The following is an 18,864-nucleotide window of genomic DNA, read 5'->3' as shown; positions in this document are numbered from 1 at the left end:
GGGGCACGGTTCTGGTAGCCGTGCCCGAAATGTCGGAAATCACCCTCCCCTCCGTCACATCAGCCAAGGGCGACCTCTGGGTGTTCGGCTACGGATCGCTGATGTGGCGGCCTGGCTTCGAATTCGAGGAGCGCGTCCCGGCGCGGCTGGTCGGCGAGCATCGCGCGCTCTGCGTCTATTCCTTCGTGCATCGCGGCACGCCGGAGCAGCCGGGCCTGGTGCTTGGGCTCGACCGCGGCGGCGCCTGCCGCGGCATCGCCTTCCGCGTCGCTGAAAAGAACCGTGCCGACGTGGTCGCCTATTTGCGGGCGCGCGAGCAGGTGACGTCGGTCTATCGCGAGGTGATGCGCTCGGTGTGGCTGGAGAACGAAGCGCGTCAGCGCGTCTCCGCACTCGCCTATGTCGTCGACCGCGGCCATGTGCAGTACGCCGGCCGGCTGTCGCTCGCCGACCAGCACCGCCATGTGCTGCAGGGTCACGGCCAGTCCGGCGCCAATCGCGACTATGTGACGGCGACCGTGAAGGCGATCGAGGCCGAAGGCTTTCGCGACACGCAATTGCATCAGCTCGTGACGATGCTTCACGCTGCGCACGCGCCGGCCCCCGCGGAGGATCGAGAGAACCGCTAGCTCTCCGAGGGAGCGTAGCTCGGCGCGCTGCCGATCAACTGCTCCTGCTGCTTGCGGCCCGCTTCGACGATGCGAGCGGTCGCATCCTCGATGGCGGTTTGCACGCGCGTGAGAAATTCATCCTTGGGCAGGCCCGGCGGCAACGGATCGAGGAACTCCACCACCAGCGTGCCGGGATAGCGCATGAAAGTTCGGCGCGGCCAGAACAGGCCGGAATTGAGCGCGATCGGCAGGCACTGCACGCCGCAGGACGAATAGATCTGCGCAAAGCCGGTTTTGTAGTCCGGAGCAGCCCCCGGCGCGCGACGCGTGCCTTCCGGAAAGATCACGAGCTGGCCACCTGCGCGTACTGCCTTGCGCGCGCGCCGCGTCATGTCCAGCAGCGCCTTGACGCCGGCCTTGCGGTCGATCGCGATCATGCCGGTCTTGACCAGGAACTGACCGAACACCGGGATCTGCATCAGCTGGCGCTTGAGGATGAAGATCGGGTGATCAAAGAAACCCGGCAGCACGAACGTCTCCCAGAATGACTGGTGCTTTGCGGCGATCACCAATGGTCCCGTCGGGATTTTCTCGATGCCGCGGAATTCCACCTTGATGTTGCAGATCACGCGCATCAGGACCAGCGTCGCCTTTGCCCACCATTTGGCAATCGTCAGCATGGCGCGCGGCGGCAATGCGAAAGTCGGCAGCGCCACGATCGCAAGGCACACCAGCACGGCATAGAACAGCACGTTGAACAGCAGCGAGCGCAGGAAAATCAGGAACATCGAAAATCCGATCAATTGGCCTGCGCCGTGGCAGGCCGCCTGGATTGCAGACCTGCTGGCTGCTCCGACACTTCGGGCGAAAGGTCAATCCCGAAATCCTCCAGCCGCACCCTGAGCTCGGCAGCGATGTACTTGACATATTCTGACAACAGCAGCCGCAGCGTCGAGGCCGAGGTCCACCACGGCTCTTCGCGCCATTTGTCGCCGACCACGGCGAACGGGACCAGCGTCGTTTCCGGCATTGCATGCGAGAATTCCACCAGCGCGCGCGGCATGTGATAGTTCGAGGTGACCACGATCAGCGATTTGAAGCCGCGCCCCTCAGCCCAGCGCCGCGCCTCGGCCGCGTTGCCGCGGGTCGTGAGCGCGGTGCGGTCGAGATCGACGCAGCAGGTCATGAAGGACTGGTTCTCCGGCAGCGTCCGGGAGATGTCGCTCGCCGTCGAGGTCGGGTGCACGCCCGAGATCAGCAGCCGCTTGCCGTAGCCGGCCGCCAGCAGTTCCATCGCATCCGGCACCCGCGAGGAGCCACCGGTCAGGACCACGATGCCGTCCGCCTTGCGGTCGGGTGCGATCTCCGCGCCGCGCAATTGCGACAGGAACGCAACGAATCCCGCCGCCGCGCCGACGAAAACGAACGCGACCGTCGACACCACGGTCGCGCGCAGCCAGCCGCGTGGCAAGTTCGGCGTTTGATCATCGGTCGGCGAGGTCATGCGATGTCGGTGATCCCTTCCCCGGATTATTTTAGGACGTTTTGAGGCGAAGTGGAGTCCGGTTTATCGGGCTCGGCGAACGCAACGGACCACAAGTCTGTCCGCGTAGGTGGTGCGCTCCCTCGCCCCGCTTGCGGGGAGAGGGTTGGGGTGAGGGGGAGTCTCCGCGAGGACGGCAGCAGTTGGACTCGCGGAGAGTCCCCCTCACCCGGAATCCGCGCTTTCAGCGCGAATTCCGGCCTCTCCCCGCAAGCGGGGAGAGGCGAAGAAACCTCAATCGACGTCATTCAGCGTCGCGAACAAGGTCTGGCGCGAGGCGACCGCCGTGATCGCGCCGATCAGGACGGCCTGCACCGCGAGCACGACATAGCCGGACGGCCGCAGCGAGAAGGTGCCGAGCAGGGCCGCGAACTGGTCGCCGACCGGGGTGCCGGAGAACCAGCCGGCGATCGACTCGGAGAAGCCGAACAGCAGCATGGCGGCGCCGCCGCCGATGACGCCGCCTTCGAGGCCGAGCCTGAGGAAGTGCCGCAGGAAATGATTGGCGATGTAGCGGTCGCCGGCGCCGACGAAATGCAGGACCTCGACAATCGGGCGGTTCGCCGCCATCGCGCCGCGGGTCGCGAACGAAACCGAGATGATGGTCGCGACGATGACGAGCGCGAGGATGCCGATGCCGGCGAACACGGTGGCGTTGGTCATCGAGCGCATCCGTTCGATCCAGGCGCGGTGATCGTCGACGCTGGCGCTTGGCGCCACTTGCGTCACGCGGGCGCGCAGGGCGCCGAGATCGAGCGCCGTGCCCGGCTGCACGCGCGCAATGATCATGCGCGGCACCGGCAGATCGTCCATCGACAGACCCGTGCCGAGCCAGGGCTCGAGCAGCTTGCCACTCTCTTCCTTGGTGAACGGCTTGACCTCGACGATGCCGGCCTGCGCGCGCATCGCCTCGGTGACGGCTGCGGTATCCCGCTCGATGTCGCGTCCGGATTGCGGGCGGACCTGGATGGTGATCTCGCTCGCGACATCGGACTGCCATTCCGCGGCGGAGGCGCTGACCAGCAGCACCGTGCCCGTCGTCATCGAGGCGAGGAAGGTCATGATGGCGACAACGGCGACCAGCGCGCGGCCGTGGATCGAGGCGCGCGGCACGATCGGCGACATGTTGCGCGCCGTGGCCGGAAGCTGCGGACGTTCCTGTCCGAGATCAACCAATACGCCGCGCTCGTCGGTCCTATTCATAGACGTGCAGCCGGCCCTGATGCAGCACCAAGCGGCGTGCTTCGTACTGGTCCATCAGCGCAATGTCGTGAGTCGCGATAATGACGGCGGTACCGGATTTGTTGAGCTCGATGAAGAGCCGCAGCAGTCGGCGCCCGAGCGTCGGATCGACGCTGCCGGTCGGTTCGTCCGCGAGCAGCAGTTGCGGCCGCGAGATCACCGCACGCGCGATCGCGGCACGCTGCTTCTCGCCGCCCGACAGGATCGGCGGCAGCGCATCCATGCGGTCGCCAAGGCCGACCCAGCGCAGGAGATCAATGACCTCCTTGCGATAGCTCGATTCGCTGCGGCCCATGACGCGGAACGGCAGTGCCACGTTCTCGTAAGTCGTCATGTGGTCGAGCAGGCGGAAATCCTGGAGCACGATGCCGATGCGCTTGCGCAGATCGGCGATCTCGTCCTTGCCGAGCTGGGAGATATCGTGGCCGAACAGATTGACGAGGCCGCGCGTCGGCCGGTGCGACAGGAACAACAGGCGCAGCAGCGACGTCTTGCCGGCGCCGGACGGGCCGGTGAGGAACTGGAAGGAATGCGCCGGGATCTGGAAACTGAGGTCGCGCAGGATCTCCGGCCCCAGACCGTAACGCAATCCGACATTTTCGAACCGAACCAAGCTCAGCTCCGTTCGAGAGGTGACGTAGGTCGCGCGGCCAGCGAGGTTTCGCCGCAGGCGATCAAGGGGTTGTGCGACCGTTATGGTTTCCGGTTCGTTAACGATCGCCCTGTAGCATCCCCGGCAGCATCCTTAGAACTACCCATCCATTGGAAGTACCCCTGGCGCTCGGTTCCGCGCGACAAGGTCATCGTCGAGGCCGTCCATGCATATCGTCTGCCCGCATTGTACGACATCCTACGCCATCAAGCTTGCGAGCCTTGGGGCCAACGGGCGGACGGTGCGCTGCTCCCGCTGCAAGGAGACCTGGATGGCGCATCCCGAGGATGCCGTCGAGGAGGCGGCCGTGCCGGCCATGGCCGCGGCCAGCCAGGCCGACGACCAGTCCGACCTCGCCGAGCAGTGGAACTCCTACGCCAAGGACGACGGCGCCGCCGAAACCCCGGTGGTCGAAAGCCCCTCGATCGCCAGCGACTGGCCGACCGAGGACACCGTGGAGACCGAGGACGAGTGGTCAGCGGCGGCCCGGATCGCCGAAGATGAGGTCGTCGGCGCACAGCACCAGTCCTGGTTCAGCGGCCTGTTCAGCCGCCGCGGGGCAAAGGTGAGCCGCCCGGCCCCGGCCGTGGTTCGGCGGAAATCCCATTTCGGCCTGCCGACCGCCTGCGCCGCCATGGGCGCGCTGGTGCTGGCGCTGGTGATCTGGCGCGGCGACATGGTCCGGCTGCTGCCGCAGACGGCGGCGTTCTACAAGATGGTCGGCTTGGAGGTGAATCTGCGCGGGCTGGCCTTCAAGGACGTCAAGCTCTCGACCGAGACCGTGGACGGTAAGCAGGTGCTGGTGATCGAAGGCGTGATCGTCGGCCAGGGCAAGAAGCCGCTCGATATTCCGCGCCTGCGCTTTGCGGTGCGCGACGCGCAAGGCGCCGAGATCTACGCCTGGAATTCGGTGCTGGAGCAGACCGTGCTGCAACCCGGCGAGCGCGCGTTCTTCCGCTCGCGCCTGGCCTCCCCGCCGCCAGAAGGCCGCAATATCGACGTTCGCTTCTTCAACCGGCGCGACATTGCCGGAGGCAGCGTGTAATCAGGCTTGCAGAGTCCGCACGGGAGCTGGTCCCAAGGTTGGTGTCATGCCAAAAGTGTTGATCGCCGATGACGAGGATTCGATGCGCCAGCTGGTGGCGCGCGCCATCGCCATGGACGGCCACGAGATCGTCACCGCACAGGACGGCGCCGAGGCGCTCGAGATCCTGACCCGCGAGGACGGCGCGTTCGATCTGTTGCTCACCGACATCCAGATGCCTGTGATGGACGGCATCGCGCTCGCGCTCTCCGCCGCGCGTGACTTTCCCGAGCTGACCATTTTGCTGATGACGGGCTTTGCCGATCAGCGCGAGCGCGCCTCGAACCTCAATGCGCTGGTGCATGACGTCGTGACCAAGCCGTTCTCGGTCGCGGACATCCGCACGGCGGTCGCGGATGCGCTTGCGGCGAAGAAGGGGTAGCGGTTCCTGTCACGTATTCCGCTGTCATGCCCCGGCTTGATCGGGGCATCCAGTACGCCGCGGCCTCACGCTTCAATCACTGATGTCTCTGGAATACTGGATCGCCCGATCAAGTCGGGCGATGACAGTGAGCTTGTGGTGACTTCGCCTCAAAAATCCTTCAGCAGCCGCTCGATGTAATCGAGCTCGATTTGCGGGCGCGAGGGGTCGCCGAGGCGGCGGCGGAGTTCTTCGAGGATGCGGCGGACGCGCTGGACGTCGATTTCGCCGGGGATCTTGACCGTGTAATCATCGCCGAATTCGCGGCCGTGCAACGGACGGCCAAGTGGATCGGTTTGGTTGCCACCGCTCTGCTGACGGCCGGCGCGATTGCCGGGACCATCGCCCTGACCGTCGCCGTCGCCCTGCTGCATCGCCTCGGCCATCTTCTGCGCGCCCTTGCGCATCGCATCCAGCGCCTTGCCCTGGGAATCCACCGCGCCGTCGGCATTGCCATCGCCGAGTTTTGAGCCGGCATCGCCCATGGCGTTGTCGGCGGAATCGAGCCCGCCGTCATCATCACCCTGGTCGGCGTCCTGATCGCCATCCTGGCCGGGCTGACCCTGGTCGCCTTGCTGACCCTGCTGGCCCTTCTGTCCCTGCTGGCCTTTCTGACCCTTCTGCGAGAAGCCGCGCTTGGCCATTTCATCCTGGAGCTTCTTCAAGCGGTCGCGCAACGCCTGCTGATCCTGCTGCAGGTCCGACATCGACTGGTCGCCCTGCTGCTGCTTGCCGCGCATGCGATCACGCCGGGAGTCCTGGCCCTGCTTGTAGGTCTTGTCGCGCAATTGCTGCTGCTTGCGGATCATGTCGCCGAGCTCGTTGAGCGCCTGCTCCATGTCGCTTTCGCCGGACTGTCCCGGCTGCGCCATCTGAAGGCCCTCCAGCATCTGCTGGAGCTGGTCGAGCAACTGCTTGGCCGCATCCTTGTCGCCAGAGCGCGACAGGCGCTCCATGCGGTCGATCATGTTCTGGAGGTCCTGCTGACGCAGGATCTTGGTGTTGGGATCAAGCGGACGCGCGAGCTGCTGGGCGTCCTTGTTGTTACGGAACTGCTCGGCGAGCTGGCGCATGAAATTGTCGAGCGCCGCCCGGAGATCCTGCGTGAGCTTCTTGATCTCCTCGTCGCTGGCGCCGCGCTCCAGCGCCTGCTTCAGCGCGTCCTGCGCCGCGCGCAACGCCTTCTCGACGTCGGAGATGTTGCCGTCCTCGATCGTCACCGCGAGCGCCCACAGGCTCGCCACGACCTCGCGCAATGAATCATCCGTGCGCGCGGCCTCGAGCTGGCGCGCGACACTGTAGAGGCCGAGATATTGCCCGGCCTCCTGCGTGAACAGCTCGGGCGCGATCATCAGCGCGTCGAGCGCGGTGTAGACGTCGGAATTCCTGTTGGCGTCGAGAGCGAGGATGCGGCGCTGCTCGATCAGCGCGCGTGCGAGTGGCTTGGTGAAGAGACGCTCGGGTAGCCGCATGTTGAACGGCTCGCTCTTCGCCGCGTTGCCGGCCTCGTCCTTGGCAGTGAGCGTCAGCGTGACATCAGCGCCGGCATAGGGATCCTCGCTGAGATCCTTCACCGTCTGGCCGACGCCGTTACGGGTGCGCGCATTCGGCAGCACGAGCGGGAATTGCGGCGGCTGGAACAGCGGCCGCGCCGCGGTCTTGCTGTCGGTCTTGCCATCGCCGTCCTTGCCGGCATCGGCGGAACGCGCAGCGACGTGCGCCTCGGCGCCGGTGACGCCGTAATCGTCCTCGATCTTGTAGACGAGCTGGAGCGCGCCGCGCGCCTGGCGCTCCGGATCCTTGGCCAGCGCGATCGTCGGCGGGCGGTCCGGCGTCGCCGCAAAAGTCCATTGCGGCTGGCCCGAGGGCGCGCGGACATGCGCAGTGCCGTCGCCGGCGATGGTGAAATGCTTCTCGTTGGTGCCCTTGGGCGTGGCCTCAGTCGGCGCGACTTCGTTGAGGCCACCGGACACCACGACATCCAGGCTGCCGCCGGAGGAGCGCACGATCAGCGTCGAGCCGGCGGGAACGCCGAGCGGGCCGGAGGCCGGAAGCGCTGCGGCTTCCTTGTTGGCGGCCGACAGGATCACCGGCGGCTTTCCGGTGTAGAGCGGCGGCGTGACCCAGGCGTCGACGCGGACATTGGTCGGCGCCAGCACGCCGTTCCAGTCGAAGGCCGCGCCCAGCCGCAATCCACGCTCGTCGCCAGCGGCGAAGAAGGTCGCGACCAGCATCACCATGACCAGCGCACGCAGCGCCCAGGGGTCATGGATGGCGAGGCGCGGGTGCGGCAAACCGGCACGGATGCGCTTGAGCGAGGCCAGCGTGCGTTCGCGCTGCGCCTGCCACAGCGCCTGTGCGACCGGATCCTGCGAGGTCAGCGTGTCCGTGAGCGTCGTGGCGGGGCGATGACGGATGCCCGAACCGCGGTCGAGCCGGGCCAGCGCCTCTTCGCGGCGCGGCCAGCGAAACCGAATCAGGGGGAACAGGGCAGCAGCCGCAAGGCCTGCGAAAATGACGAGACCGATGGCACGGGCGACAAAGGGCAGCGCCAGCCAGAGCCCGGCCCAGGACACCACCAGAAACAGGCCGACGACGGTGAGAACACGCGCCAGCCCGGGCCAGGCACGCTCCCACGCGATAGCATAAGTAGACCGCTCGAGGGCCTGCGCCAGCTTCAACCGCGACAGAGCGTCGCCATCGCGGATCGGGTCTGACGGCTCGGGGGTGACGCCGTTCAATCGACTCTCCAGGTTGCCCGGTAGAGTAAAGCGTACCACAACGGCAGCACTGAGGCATCCGTTCCTGTACGGGACATCCCCCTTTTCCCGCATAACACGAGGACGTGACTGCTCCGGCTCAACCCCGTAGTTTCCGCGGCGCCATCCAAGAGAAATCAAGGGAAGTAAGGGAAACGTCATGGACAAGAAGATGCACGACAAGGGCCTCGAAGTCCGCAAAGCAGTGCTGGGCGAGGCCTATGTCAACAACGCGCTGAAGAACGTCGACGACTTCAACCGTCCGTTCCAGGAGATGCTCAACGAATATTGCTGGGGCACGGTGTGGGGCCGCGACGAGCTGCCGCGCAAGACCCGCAGCATGCTCAACATCGCGATGATCGCGATCCTCAACCGCCAGCACGAGTTCCGCGCGCATCTGAAGGGCGCGCTGACCAACGGCGTCACCCGCGACGAGATCCGTGAGATCCTGATGCAGGTCGCGATCTATGGCGGCATGCCGGCCGCGGTCGACAGTTTTCGCATCGCGCGCGAGGTGTTCGCGGAGATCGACGGCAAGGCGTGAGCCAAGCTAACCGCCCTTATTTATTCTATTGCTCCGTCATTGCGAGCGAAGCGAAGCAATCCAGGGATCCGTCCGCGGAAACAGCCTGGATTGCTTCGTCGCTTCGCTCCTCGCAATGACGACGAGAAGGAAATAACACCATGGACATCGGATTCATCGGCCTCGGAAACATGGGTTTCCCGATGGCGCGACGGCTGGTCGAGGCCGGCCACAAGCTGGTCGTGTTCGACACCCGCAAGGAGGTCGTCGACAAGCTTGTCGCGCGTGGCGCCGCGGCTGCGACATCGCCGAAGGATGTTGCCGACAAGGTCGAGACTGTGATGGCGAGCCTGCCGTCGCTGCAGGCCTCGCTCGAGGTCGCCACGGGCGCGAATGGCGTGATCGCGGGGAGCCGTGCAAGACGCTTCATCGATCTCTCGACCGTCGGCTCGACCATGGCTTCGAAGATTCACGCCCTTCTGGCCAAGCGCAACATCGTGCAGATCGACTGCCCGGTGTCCGGCGGCGTCGGCGGCGCCGAGAAGGGCACGCTGGCGGTGATGGTGTCGGGGCCGAAGGCGGAGTTCGAGCTGCTCAAGCCCGCGCTCGACGTCATCGGAAAGGTGTTCTTCATCGGCGAGAAGCCGGGTGCCGCACAGACCATGAAGCTCGCCAACAATTTCCTGTCGGCTACCGCCATGGTGGCGACGTCGGAAGCGGTGGTGATGGGCGTGAAGGCCGGGCTCGATCCCGCCGTGATGATCGACGTCATCAATTCAGGCTCAGGCATGAACACCGCGAGCCGCGACAAGTTTCCGCGTTCGGTGCTGCCGCGCAGCTTCGATTTCGGCTTCGCCACCGGCTTGATGGTGAAGGACGTGCGGCTGGCGCTGGAGGAGATGAAGCAGCTCGGCCTGTCGATGGAGGTCGCGGATGCCGTCGGACGGCTATGGGAGACGGTGATCAGCGCGGAAGGCGCCGAGTCCGATTTCACCGCGGCGATCAAGCCGATCGAGAAGAAGGCGGGCGTCGTGGTCGGCGGCAAGACCGGCGGCAAGACTGGCGGATTGGCGGGGAAGTAGCCGCTCGCCCCGGTTGTCGAGCCGCCATCGCGCCCCGGTCCTCACAACCGAGGCGCGAAGCTGCGATCTGTTTCGCGACGCGGCGCTTCATCCTTGAGTTGTAGTCGCTGTGAGCTATCCTGTCCGCCCTACACGACTGCAAAAAAATCAGGGAGGACGGAATGAAGCGTCATCGACACATACTTGTCGGTGCGACCACGGCACTGTTTGCCTGTGTCGCACTCGGTACTTCGCCCGCAATGGCGACGGCGTGCACCAATCTTCGATCCTTGCAACTGCAGCACACGGTGATCAATTCGGCGGACGACAACACGACCGGCACCTTCGTCCCGCCGGGCGGGAGCCCGATCACCGGCCTACCCGCGTTCTGCCGCGTCACCGCAACCCTGATCCCGAGCTCGGATTCCAGCATCAAGATCGAGGTCTGGCTGCCCGAGACCACGTGGAACGGCAGGTTCCTCGGCACCGGTGGCGGCGGCTTCCAGGGCGTGATCACCTACAACGAGCTCGCCATCGGCATTCGGGGCGGCTTTGCCGCGACCAACAGCGACCTCGGCACGGGGTCATCGGGGTGCAATCCGCTGTTCTGCGGTTCGGCCGGCAACATGGGCAATCCGCTCGCCATCGACTTCGGCGATCCGACGGCGCCATCGACAGGCTTGTTCGGGCATCCCGAGCGGATCAAGGATTTCGGCTATCGGGCGATCCATCTGATGACCGAGCGGGGCAAGGAGATCGTCAGCGCGTATTACGGCCATCGATCGCAACGGGCCTATTTCGCCGGCTGCTCCACCGGCGGCCAGAACGCCCTGATGGAAGCGCAGCGCTTTCCCAACGATTATGACGGCATCCTCGCGGGCGCTGCCGCATTCAACCGCACCCATTTGCACATGGCGGGTCTCTATGGCTGGCAGACCACGCATGCGACCCCGGGCCGGTTCATCCAGACGGGCCAGATGACGCTGATCAACCAGGCCGTGCTCAAGCAATGCGTCGGCCAGGATGGCGGCGCCAAGACCGATCAGTTCCTGACCGATCCGCGCAACTGTCATTTCGATCCGAAGGTCCTGCTCTGCACCGGCGGCAACGCGCCGCCCGCCTGCCTGACCTCCGACCAGGTCACGACCATGCAGCGCTATTACGCCGGCACGATCGACCCGGTGAACGGACAGCTCGTCAATCCGGGCTCCGAGCGCGGCAACGAGACCGACGACATCCCCGCCCTCGGCCTGGCGTTCCAGGAACGTTTGCCCGAGCCGGCCTTCGACGGCCTGTTCTACTGGGTGTTCGGCCCGAGCTTCGGCTATCCGGCGAGCGCGACCAATTATGCCAATTTCGATTTCCACCGCGACATCGACAAGGTCGACGACCAGCTCGCCGCGGTGCTGAACGCGACCAGCACCGATCTCGGCGAATTCAGGGGACATGGCGGCAAGCTGCTGATGTACCACGGCTGGGCCGACCCACTGATTCCGTCACAGAACAGCATCAACTATTTCCTGGCGCTGGTGGGGAATGAAGGCCAGGAGGTCCAACCGGTCGGCTTCTTCGATCACGGCAACGGACCCGGCAATCCGGCGCTGCGACGAACCCAGAGCTACGCACGTCTGTTCATGGTGCCCGGGCTGTACCATTGCTCCGGCGGGTCCGGCCCCAATACGTTCGATGCGCTCACACCGCTGGTCAAATGGGTCGAGGCCGGCGTCGCGCCGGAGACGATCCTCGCCACGAAGTTCGTGGCCGATACGCCGCCCGCGGTTCAGATGACCCGGCCGCTCTGTGTCTTCCCCAAGGTCGCAAAGTACAACGGCAGCGGTGACACCAACAATGCGGCGAACTTCACCTGCGTCACCGACGAGAACGACTTCAACCAGAAGCCGGCTCCGAAATACGGACCGTAACGAACTCGCGGCGTCGGCGAGCGCTTGCTCGCCGGCGTCCTCACAGCCACGGCGCCGGCGTATCCATCGCAATCAGCTGCTCGACATCGATGCGCGGGCGCACGACGGCGTATTGATCGCCCTTCACCAGCACCTCCGGCACCAGCGGCCGCGTGTTGTAAGTGCCGGCCTGCACGGCGCCGTAGGCGCCCGCGGTCATGATGGCGATGAGATCGCCCGGCTTCGGCGTCGGCAGCGTGCGGTCCAGGGCCAGGTAGTCGCCGGTCTCGCAGACGGGACCGACGACGTCGGCCCTGATGGTCGCCGCGCCCTTTGCTGGCTGCGTCACCGGCAGGATGTCGTGATGCGCCTCGTACAGCGTCGGACGGATGAGGTCGTTCATCGCAGCGTCGATGATGACGAAGTTCTTGCCGTCGCCGTGCTTCACATAGATCACTTTGGCGACGAGGATGCCGGCATTGCCGACGATCATGCGACCCGGCTCGAACATCAGGGTGCAGCCGAGATTGTGGCTGACGCGCTTGACCATCGCGGCATAGGCGTCCGGCGCCGGCGGCGCCTCGCGGTCCATGTAATAGGGAATGCCGAGCCCGCCGCCGAAATCGACATGGCTGATGTTGTGGCCGTCTGAACGCAGCGTCTGCACGAATTCGGACAGGATGCGGAACGCGGTCTCCATCTTGGAAAGATCGGTGATCTGGCTGCCGATATGCACGTCGGTGCCGGTCACCTCGATCCCCGCCAACCTTGCGGCACGCGCGTAGACCTCGCGGGCGTGGGCGATCGGAATGCCGAACTTGTTCTCGGACTTGCCGGTGGAGATTTTTGCGTGCGTACCGGCATCGACGTCCGGATTGACGCGGATGGAGATCCGCGCGGTCTTGCCCGTCTCGGTCGCAAGGCGCGACAGCAATTCGAGCTCGGGCTCGGATTCGACGTTGAGACAGAGGATGTCGGCGGCGAGCGCGGCGCGCAGCTCGGTCTCCGTCTTGCCGACGCCGGAGAACACGATCTTGCTGCCGGGAATGCCGGCCGCAAGCGCACGCTTCAATTCGCCGCCGGAGACCACGTCGGCGCCGGCTCCTAACTTGGCCAACGTGCGCAGCACCGACTGGTTGGAGTTCGCCTTCATGGCGTAGCAGACCAGCACCTTCTCGCCGGCAAAGGCATCGGCGAAGACGCGGTAGTGCCGCTCAAGCGTGGCGGTCGAATAACAGTAAAACGGCGTGCCGACGGTTGCGGCCAGCTCGGACAGGTTCACCGCCTCGGCGTGCAGCACGCCGTTGCGGTAGTCGAAATGATTCATGGCGTTGGCTCAGTTACCCCAGCCTATCGGCTGGGCTTTTCGTCCAGGAGCGGGTCGAGGATAAACGGTTTCTTCTTGCCCTTGGTCGCCGCCGGTGGGGCATCCGCGCCATAGGTCGGATTGAACACGCTCGGCGTCTTCTGGGCTTCGGTCTCGGTGTCGGTCGGTGCGGCGATGTTGGCCGTGGACGCGTTGGAAGCGGTCGGCGGCAAATCCAGCGGGCCCTTGCGGCCGCATCCGGCGAGCGCAAGCGCGCTCACGCTCAAGACAATGATGGCCCACCCCGATCCGGCCGGGCGAAACTTTGACGTCACGACGAAATCCCCACTACGCGGGGCGCACCATACAGAGATTGGCGCGCTCTGGCGAGAGCCGGATGACCATGAAACATAAGCGAAATTTTGCCTTCAGCCCAATTTTCGCTCTTTTTCCAGCCGCTTGGCCCAGGCCTTGGCCTGCGACGTCACGTTCTTCGGCGCGGTGCCGCCGAAGCTGGTGCGGCTCTTCACCGACGATTCGACCGAGAGCACGCCAAGCACGTCCTTGGTAATCTTGGGCTCGATCGCCTGCATCTCCTTGAGCGGCAGCTCGTGCAGCGCCACGCCGCCGTCGGCGGCCTTGGCCACGATGCGGCCGGTGACGTGATGGGCCTCGCGGAACGGCATCTTCAGCGTCCGGACCAGCCAGTCGGCGAGATCGGTCGCGGTGGCATAGCCCTCGCCGGCAGCCGCCTTCATCTTGGCTTCGTCAGGCACGAGATCGCGGACCATGCCGGTCATGGCGCGGATCGCCAGCGACAGCGCGGCAAAGCCCTCCATCGCGCCCTGCTTGTCCTCCTGCATGTCCTTTTGATAGGCGAGCGGCAGGCCCTTCATCACGATCAGGAGACCGTTGAGTGCGCCGATGACGCGGCCGGTCTTGGCGCGTACCAGCTCGGCGGCATCAGGATTGCGCTTCTGCGGCATGATCGAGGAGCCGGTGGTGAACTTGTCGCTGAGGCGGATCATGCCGACCAGCGGCGAGGTCCAGATCACGATCTCCTCGGCGAAGCGCGACATGTGCACGGCGCAGATCGAGGCGGCCGACAAGGTCTCCAGCACGAAGTCGCGGTCGGAGACCGCATCAAGCGAGTTCGCCATCGGACGGTCGAAGGCCAGCGCCTTCGCGGTGGCGTGGCGGTCGATCGGGAACGAGGTGCCGGCGAGCGCGGCCGCGCCGAGCGGGGATTCATTGAGCCGCTTGCGCGCATCCTGAAAACGGCCGCGATCGCGCGCGGCCATCTCGACATAGGCAAGCAGATGGTGACCGAACGTCACGGGCTGCGCGGTCTGCAGATGTGTGAAGCCGGGCATCACCGTTCCGGCATGCTCCAGCGCGCGGTCCACCAGCGCCGCCTGGAACGCGGCAAGCGCAGCATCGGTCTCGTCGACGATATCGCGGACATAGAGACGGAAATCGGTCGCAACCTGGTCGTTGCGCGAGCGCGCGGTGTGCAGGCGGCCTGCGGCGGGCCCGATCAGCTCCGACAGGCGGCTCTCGACATTCATATGAATATCCTCGAGCGCGCGCTTGAACTCGAAGCCGCCCTTGCCGATCTCTGACAAAATCGTGTCTAGACCCTTGCCGATATTTTTCGCATCAGAAGCCGTGATGATACCCTGGCTGGCAAGCATCGCGGCGTGGGCCTTGGACGCGGCAATGTCCTGGGCAAAGAGGTGACGATCGACGTCGATGGAGACGTTGATCTCTTCCATGATCTCATCGGGACGTTCCGAGAACCGGCCGCCCCACATTTTGTTGCTCATGATCCCCTGCTCACGCCTTGCTTTGCCGCATGTTTGCTGGTGGAGGCCAGCCGTATTGAGAGGCCTCTGATAGCCATATCTGCGACCGGATGACAAACGATATGCTCGACAAGAAGCCCTCCGCCACGCGCCGGATCCCCATCGTCATCGCCACCGTGGTGGTCGGCGGGCTGGCCGGCTTCGCCGCGCTATACGGGCTGGGCCTGAGCCGGGCCCCGTCAGGCGATCCGGCCTGCCGGGCCGCGGTGGCCACGGCCCAAAAAATCGCCCCGCTCGCCCATGGCGAGGTGGCGGCGCTGACCGTGGCGACCGCCCCCCTGAAGCTGCCCGACCTGGCCTTCGAGGATGCCGACGGCAAGCCGAAGAAGCTCTCGGATTTCCGCGGCAAGACGCTCCTGGTCAACCTCTGGGCCACCTGGTGCGTCCCGTGCCGCAAGGAAATGCCGGCGCTGGACCAGCTCCAGACCAAGCTTTCAGGCCCGAATTTCGAGGTGGTCGCGATCAATATCGACACCCGCGACCCCGAGAAGCCGAAGAACTTCCTGAAAGACGCCAACCTGTCCAAGCTCGGCTATTTTACCGATCAGAAAGCCAAGGTTTTCCAGGATCTTAAGTCGATAGGCCGGGCTTTGGGCATGCCGACCTCGGTGCTGGTCGACCCGCAGGGCTGCGAGATCGCGACCATCGCAGGACCGGCGGAATGGGCGAGCGACGACGCGCTCAAGCTGATCCGGGCCGCGCTAGGGCCGGCCGCTGCGGCTCTTTAATTATTTGCGCGTGATCCGATCGGAAAACCGGTACCCACTTTTCCGGATCAAGCGCTTTAAGCGGTGATGTTGAGGTTGCCGCCAACGCCAGCGCCGACATTGGCGAGCGAGGGCTGACCGGCGCCCAGCAGCGTCAGTACGGCGGATTTCTCCGCATCCGCATTCTGCTTCAGCAGCGTCGCCGAAATATTCGACTGCAGCGCGCCTTGCTGAGAGGCCAGCATGGTGCTGACCATCGCCATCGTGTCCATTACGCAAAACCCTCTTGCCGGTGGCAGCCTAGGGGCGAGCGGTTAACGCGACATGAATTGTCACAAGCCGAATGGCGCGGCCGCGCCGCCTTACCTTGTCGGAACCGGCTTGGCGCCGCGGTAGTCGTAGAAGCCGCGCTGGGTCTTGCGGCCGAGCCAGCCGGCCTCGACGTACTTCACCAGCAGCGGGCACGGGCGGTACTTGGAGTCGGCGAGGCCCTCATGCAGCACCTGCATGATCGAGAGGCAGGTATCGAGGCCAATGAAATCGGCGAGCTCCAGCGGGCCCATCGGATGGTGGGCGCCTAGCTTCATCGCCGCGTCGATCGCCTCGACGTTGCCGACGCCTTCATACAGCGTGTAGATCGCCTCGTTGATCATCGGCAGCAGGATGCGGTTGACAATGAACGCCGGGAAATCCTCGGAGACCGCGACCTGCTTGCCGAGCTTGGCGACGAATTCCTTGGAGGCCTCGAAGGTGGAATCGTCGGTGGCGATACCGCGGATCAGCTCCACCAGTTCCATCAGCGGCACCGGATTCATGAAGTGAATGCCGATGAAGCGCTCGGGCCGGTCGGTGGCGGCGGCCAGCCGCGTGATCGAGATCGAGGACGTATCGGAGGCGACGATCGCCTCCGGCTTCAACACTGCGCAGAGCTCGTGGAAGATCTTGCGCTTGACCTCTTCCTTCTCGACCGCGGTCTCGATCACGAGGTCGCAGTCGGCGAGGTCATCCAGCTTGTCGGCGAGCTTGATCCGCGCAATCGCCTTGGCCTTGTCGTCCTCCGAGACGGCGTTCTTGGAGACCTGTCGCGCCAGATTGCCGTTGATGGTGGCCATGCCCGATTTGAGCCGGTCGGCCGAGACGTCGTTGAGCACCACGTCGAAGCCGGCCAGCGCCGCAACATGCGCGATGCCGTTGCCCATCTGCCCCGCGCCGATCACGCCGACCTTCTTAATTACTGCCGCCATAATGTCATCCACCGGAACGGCGCGCATATCGCGCCCTGCCTATCCCCTGAGCCGGGAGAGGTCTGATTTCATCAGAAGCTCGATTAGATCAGAATCCTGGCTCGAAACCTAGATTGGATCGCTTCGAAGGCGTGCCCCACGCCAAAGAAAACGCCTCAAAAAAGAAAAACCGGCCGGAGTTTATACCTCCGGCCGGTGTTTTCACGCGTTTTACTTGCCGAGCTTGCCGAGTTCGGCGGTCAGCTCCGGAACCGCCTGGTAGAGGTCGGCCACCAGGCCGTAGTCGGCGACCTGGAAGATCGGCGCGTCCTCGTCCTTGTTGATCGCGACGATCACCTTGGAGTCCTTCATGCCGGCCAGATGCTGGATCGCGCCGGAAATGCCGACGGCGACATAGAGCTCGGGGGCCACGACCTTGCCGGTCTGGCCAACCTGCCAGTCGTTCGGCGCATAGCCGGCGTCGACCGCGGCGCGCGAGGCACCGACACCGGCGCCAAGCTTGTCGGCGAGCGGCTCGATGTATTTGGCGAAGTTCTCGCGGCTCTGCATGGCGCGGCCACCGGAGACGATGATCTTGGCCGAGGTCAGCTCGGGACGGTCGCTCTTGGCGACTTCCTCGCCGACGAAGGACGACAGGCCCGGATCGGCCGCAGCCGCAACGTTCTCGACCGGCGCGCTGCCGCCGGCAGCTGCCGCCGCGAAGGTCGAGGTGCGGACCGTGATGACCTTCTTGGCGTCCTTCGACTTCACCGTCTGGATGGCGTTGCCGGCATAGATCGGACGCTCATAGGTGTCGGGGGCGACGACCTTGGTGATCTCCGAGACCTGCATGACGTCGAGCAGGGCTGCGACACGCGGCATCACGTTCTTGAAGCGCGAGGTCGCGGGCGCGACGATCGCGTCATAGGACGGCGCTAGTGAGACGATCAGCGCGGCCAGCGGCTCGGCAAGATCGTGCGCGTAGGGCTCGCCTTCCGCGACCAGGACCTTGGCGACGCCAGCGAGCTTCGAGGCAGAGTCGGCCGCAGCCTTGGTGCCCTGCCCGCCACCGGCGACCAGCACATGGACGTCGCCGCCGAGCTGGGAAGCCGCGGTCAGCGCCTTGTTGGTGGAGTCCTTGAGGACCTCGTGTTCGTGTTCAGCAATCAACAGCGTCGTCATCAGAGCACCCCGGCTTCGTTCTTGAGCTTCGACACCAGCTCAGCGACGTCCTTCACCTTGACGCCGGCCTTGCGGCCCGCGGGCTCAGCCGTCTTCAGAACTTCGAGGCGCGCGGTGATGTCGACGCCGTAATCGGCGACGGTCTTATCCGCGATCGGCTTCTTCTTGGCCTTCATGATGTTGGGCAGCGAGGCATAGCGCGGCTCGTTGAGACGCAGATCGGTGGTGACGATCGCCGGTCCCTTGAGCTTGATGGTCTGCAGACCGCCGTCGACTTCGCGGGTGACCTTGAAGTCGGAGCCTTCGACCTCGAGCTTCGAGGCGAAGGTCGCCTGCGACCAGCCGAGCAGCGCCGCCAGCATCTGGCCGGTCTGATTGCTGTCGTCGTCGATCGCCTGCTTGCCGAGAATGATCAGGCCGGGCTGCTCTTCTTCCGCAACCTTCTTCAGGATCTTGGCGACAGCAAGCGGCTCGACGATGCCGTCGGCCTTCACCAGGATGCCGCGATCGGCGCCCATGGCGAGACCGGTGCGGATCGTCTCCGACGCCTGCGCCGGTCCGATGGAAACCACCACGACTTCGGTCGCCTTGCCGGCTTCCTTCAGGCGCAGCGCTTCCTCGACCGCGATTTCGTCGAAGGGGTTCATCGACATCTTGACGTTGGCGAGTTCAACGCCCGATCCATCGCCCTTGACGCGGACCTTGACGTTGTAATCGACCACCCGCTTTACCGGCACTAAGACCTTCATCGATCCTCTTTCACTCAATTTGGGAGGGGGGTATT

19 protein-coding genes are annotated in these 18,864 nt (G+C 65.0%); 7 read left to right on the top strand and 12 right to left on the bottom strand.

Features of this window, described 5'->3' with window-relative positions:
* Nucleotides 1–29 precede the first annotated feature (29 nt).
* Nucleotides 30–629 carry a gamma-glutamylcyclotransferase gene (locus ACP2YP_RS05220; RefSeq protein ID WP_426422745.1) on the top strand — a complete coding sequence of 200 codons (600 nt, stop codon included), beginning with the start codon at nt 30–32 and terminating at the stop codon, nt 627–629.
* On the opposite strand, the gene ACP2YP_RS05215 is transcribed toward ACP2YP_RS05220, so the two are convergent.
* The 4 genes from ACP2YP_RS05215 to ftsE all read right to left on the bottom strand — a co-directional run bounded on the left by ACP2YP_RS05215 (nt 626) and on the right by ftsE (nt 4,009).
* Entirely contained in the window at nt 626–1,399 is a 774-nt protein-coding gene (locus ACP2YP_RS05215) for a lysophospholipid acyltransferase family protein (RefSeq protein WP_426422744.1), read from the bottom strand. The two genes, ACP2YP_RS05220 and ACP2YP_RS05215, sit on opposite strands and share 4 nt — an antisense overlap.
* Before the next feature lie 11 nt (nt 1,400–1,410).
* Nucleotides 1,411–2,115: a YdcF family protein gene (locus tag ACP2YP_RS05210; protein ID WP_426422743.1), complete on the bottom strand. Its 705-nt coding sequence runs from the start codon at nt 2,113–2,115 to the stop codon at nt 1,411–1,413.
* Nucleotides 2,116–2,388: 273 nt separating this feature from the next.
* A complete protein-coding gene (locus tag ACP2YP_RS05205) occupies nt 2,389–3,357 on the bottom strand; it encodes a cell division protein FtsX (RefSeq protein ID WP_426422741.1) in 969 nt (322 codons plus the stop codon).
* Nucleotides 3,350–4,009, bottom strand: a complete 660-nt coding sequence (gene ftsE / locus ACP2YP_RS05200; protein WP_426422739.1) for a cell division ATP-binding protein FtsE — start codon at nt 4,007–4,009, stop codon at nt 3,350–3,352. Before ftsE ends, ACP2YP_RS05205 begins: the two co-directional genes overlap by 8 nt.
* Before the next feature lie 205 nt (nt 4,010–4,214).
* On the opposite strand from ftsE, the gene ACP2YP_RS05195 reads away from it, so the two are divergent.
* Nucleotides 4,215–5,093: an MJ0042-type zinc finger domain-containing protein gene (locus ACP2YP_RS05195; RefSeq protein WP_426422737.1), complete on the top strand. Its 879-nt coding sequence runs from the start codon at nt 4,215–4,217 to the stop codon at nt 5,091–5,093.
* 46 nt (nt 5,094–5,139) lie between these two features.
* Entirely contained in the window at nt 5,140–5,514 is a 375-nt protein-coding gene (locus ACP2YP_RS05190) for a response regulator (RefSeq protein WP_426422735.1), read from the top strand.
* A 149-nt stretch (nt 5,515–5,663) separates the two neighbouring features.
* Here ACP2YP_RS05190 and ACP2YP_RS05185 read toward each other — a convergent pair whose 3' ends face one another.
* Nucleotides 5,664–8,294: a TIGR02302 family protein gene (locus tag ACP2YP_RS05185; protein ID WP_426422734.1), complete on the bottom strand. Its 2,631-nt coding sequence runs from the start codon at nt 8,292–8,294 to the stop codon at nt 5,664–5,666.
* Nucleotides 8,295–8,472: 178 nt separating this feature from the next.
* On the opposite strand from ACP2YP_RS05185, the gene ACP2YP_RS05180 reads away from it, so the two are divergent.
* The 3 genes from ACP2YP_RS05180 (at nt 8,473) to ACP2YP_RS05170 (ending at nt 11,818) form a co-directional block, all read left to right on the top strand.
* The gene (locus tag ACP2YP_RS05180) at nt 8,473–8,856 is read left to right on the top strand and encodes a carboxymuconolactone decarboxylase family protein (protein ID WP_426422732.1); all 384 of its coding nucleotides are present in this window, start codon (nt 8,473–8,475) and stop codon (nt 8,854–8,856) included.
* Nucleotides 8,857–8,996: 140 nt separating this feature from the next.
* The gene (locus ACP2YP_RS05175; protein ID WP_426422730.1) at nt 8,997–9,917 is read left to right on the top strand and encodes an NAD(P)-dependent oxidoreductase; all 921 of its coding nucleotides are present in this window, start codon (nt 8,997–8,999) and stop codon (nt 9,915–9,917) included.
* Between the two features lie 161 nt (nt 9,918–10,078).
* Entirely contained in the window at nt 10,079–11,818 is a 1,740-nt protein-coding gene (locus tag ACP2YP_RS05170; RefSeq protein ID WP_426422728.1) for a tannase/feruloyl esterase family alpha/beta hydrolase, read from the top strand.
* Between the two features lie 40 nt (nt 11,819–11,858).
* Here ACP2YP_RS05170 and lysA read toward each other — a convergent pair whose 3' ends face one another.
* The 3 genes from lysA to argH all read right to left on the bottom strand — a co-directional run bounded on the left by lysA (nt 11,859) and on the right by argH (nt 14,929).
* Nucleotides 11,859–13,124: a diaminopimelate decarboxylase gene (gene lysA / locus ACP2YP_RS05165; RefSeq protein WP_426422727.1), complete on the bottom strand. Its 1,266-nt coding sequence runs from the start codon at nt 13,122–13,124 to the stop codon at nt 11,859–11,861.
* 23 nt (nt 13,125–13,147) lie between these two features.
* The gene (gene lptM, locus ACP2YP_RS05160) at nt 13,148–13,438 is read right to left on the bottom strand and encodes an LPS translocon maturation chaperone LptM (protein ID WP_426422726.1); all 291 of its coding nucleotides are present in this window, start codon (nt 13,436–13,438) and stop codon (nt 13,148–13,150) included.
* 93 nt (nt 13,439–13,531) lie between these two features.
* Entirely contained in the window at nt 13,532–14,929 is a 1,398-nt protein-coding gene (gene argH / locus ACP2YP_RS05155) for an argininosuccinate lyase (RefSeq protein WP_426422725.1), read from the bottom strand.
* A 101-nt stretch (nt 14,930–15,030) separates the two neighbouring features.
* Here argH and tlpA point away from each other — a divergent pair, with 101 nt between their 5' ends.
* Entirely contained in the window at nt 15,031–15,696 is a 666-nt protein-coding gene (gene tlpA / locus ACP2YP_RS05150; protein ID WP_426422724.1) for a thiol:disulfide interchange protein TlpA, read from the top strand.
* Between the two features lie 56 nt (nt 15,697–15,752).
* On the opposite strand, the gene ACP2YP_RS05145 is transcribed toward tlpA, so the two are convergent.
* The 4 genes from ACP2YP_RS05145 to ACP2YP_RS05130 all read right to left on the bottom strand — a co-directional run bounded on the left by ACP2YP_RS05145 (nt 15,753) and on the right by ACP2YP_RS05130 (nt 18,829).
* On the bottom strand, nt 15,753–15,947 hold the full coding sequence (locus tag ACP2YP_RS05145) for a hypothetical protein (protein ID WP_426422723.1): 195 nt from the start codon (nt 15,945–15,947) through the stop codon (nt 15,753–15,755).
* A 90-nt stretch (nt 15,948–16,037) separates the two neighbouring features.
* The gene (locus ACP2YP_RS05140) at nt 16,038–16,919 is read right to left on the bottom strand and encodes a 3-hydroxybutyryl-CoA dehydrogenase (protein ID WP_426422722.1); all 882 of its coding nucleotides are present in this window, start codon (nt 16,917–16,919) and stop codon (nt 16,038–16,040) included.
* A gap of 210 nt (nt 16,920–17,129) precedes the next feature.
* Nucleotides 17,130–18,080 carry an electron transfer flavoprotein subunit alpha/FixB family protein gene (locus ACP2YP_RS05135; protein ID WP_426422720.1) on the bottom strand — a complete coding sequence of 317 codons (951 nt, stop codon included), beginning with the start codon at nt 18,078–18,080 and terminating at the stop codon, nt 17,130–17,132.
* Nucleotides 18,080–18,829 (bottom strand): electron transfer flavoprotein subunit beta/FixA family protein, encoded by a 750-nt coding sequence (locus tag ACP2YP_RS05130; RefSeq protein ID WP_426422719.1) that lies wholly within the window; start codon nt 18,827–18,829, stop codon nt 18,080–18,082. Before ACP2YP_RS05130 ends, ACP2YP_RS05135 begins: the two co-directional genes overlap by 1 nt.
* Nucleotides 18,830–18,864: the final 35 nt, after the last annotated feature.

The organism is Bradyrhizobium genosp. A (assembly GCF_049949275.1).
GTDB lineage: Bacteria > Pseudomonadota > Alphaproteobacteria > Rhizobiales > Xanthobacteraceae > Bradyrhizobium.
Note: the sequence above shows the minus strand (reverse complement) of the source record. Positions and strands in the feature narration are given on the sequence as shown.

Excerpts from the sequence above, each read along its gene's own strand:
- ACP2YP_RS05220 (WP_426422745.1), top strand. The coding sequence starts at position 30 with ATGTCGGAAATCACCCTCCCCTCCGTCACATCAGCCAAGGGCGACCTC.
- ACP2YP_RS05215 (WP_426422744.1), bottom strand. The coding sequence starts at position 1,399 with ATGTTCCTGATTTTCCTGCGCTCGCTGCTGTTCAACGTGCTGTTCTAT.
- ACP2YP_RS05210 (WP_426422743.1), bottom strand. The coding sequence starts at position 2,115 with ATGACCTCGCCGACCGATGATCAAACGCCGAACTTGCCACGCGGCTGG.
- ACP2YP_RS05205 (WP_426422741.1), bottom strand. The coding sequence starts at position 3,357 with ATGAATAGGACCGACGAGCGCGGCGTATTGGTTGATCTCGGACAGGAA.
- ACP2YP_RS05195 (WP_426422737.1), top strand. The coding sequence starts at position 4,215 with ATGCATATCGTCTGCCCGCATTGTACGACATCCTACGCCATCAAGCTT.
- ACP2YP_RS05190 (WP_426422735.1), top strand. The coding sequence starts at position 5,140 with ATGCCAAAAGTGTTGATCGCCGATGACGAGGATTCGATGCGCCAGCTG.
- ACP2YP_RS05180 (WP_426422732.1), top strand. The coding sequence starts at position 8,473 with ATGGACAAGAAGATGCACGACAAGGGCCTCGAAGTCCGCAAAGCAGTG.
- ACP2YP_RS05175 (WP_426422730.1), top strand. The coding sequence starts at position 8,997 with ATGGACATCGGATTCATCGGCCTCGGAAACATGGGTTTCCCGATGGCG.
- ACP2YP_RS05170 (WP_426422728.1), top strand. The coding sequence starts at position 10,079 with ATGAAGCGTCATCGACACATACTTGTCGGTGCGACCACGGCACTGTTT.
- lysA (WP_426422727.1), bottom strand. The coding sequence starts at position 13,124 with ATGAATCATTTCGACTACCGCAACGGCGTGCTGCACGCCGAGGCGGTG.
- argH (WP_426422725.1), bottom strand. The coding sequence starts at position 14,929 with ATGAGCAACAAAATGTGGGGCGGCCGGTTCTCGGAACGTCCCGATGAG.
- tlpA (WP_426422724.1), top strand. The coding sequence starts at position 15,031 with ATGCTCGACAAGAAGCCCTCCGCCACGCGCCGGATCCCCATCGTCATC.
- ACP2YP_RS05145 (WP_426422723.1), bottom strand. The coding sequence starts at position 15,947 with ATGGACACGATGGCGATGGTCAGCACCATGCTGGCCTCTCAGCAAGGC.
- ACP2YP_RS05140 (WP_426422722.1), bottom strand. The coding sequence starts at position 16,919 with ATGGCGGCAGTAATTAAGAAGGTCGGCGTGATCGGCGCGGGGCAGATG.
- ACP2YP_RS05135 (WP_426422720.1), bottom strand. The coding sequence starts at position 18,080 with ATGACGACGCTGTTGATTGCTGAACACGAACACGAGGTCCTCAAGGAC.
- ACP2YP_RS05130 (WP_426422719.1), bottom strand. The coding sequence starts at position 18,829 with ATGAAGGTCTTAGTGCCGGTAAAGCGGGTGGTCGATTACAACGTCAAG.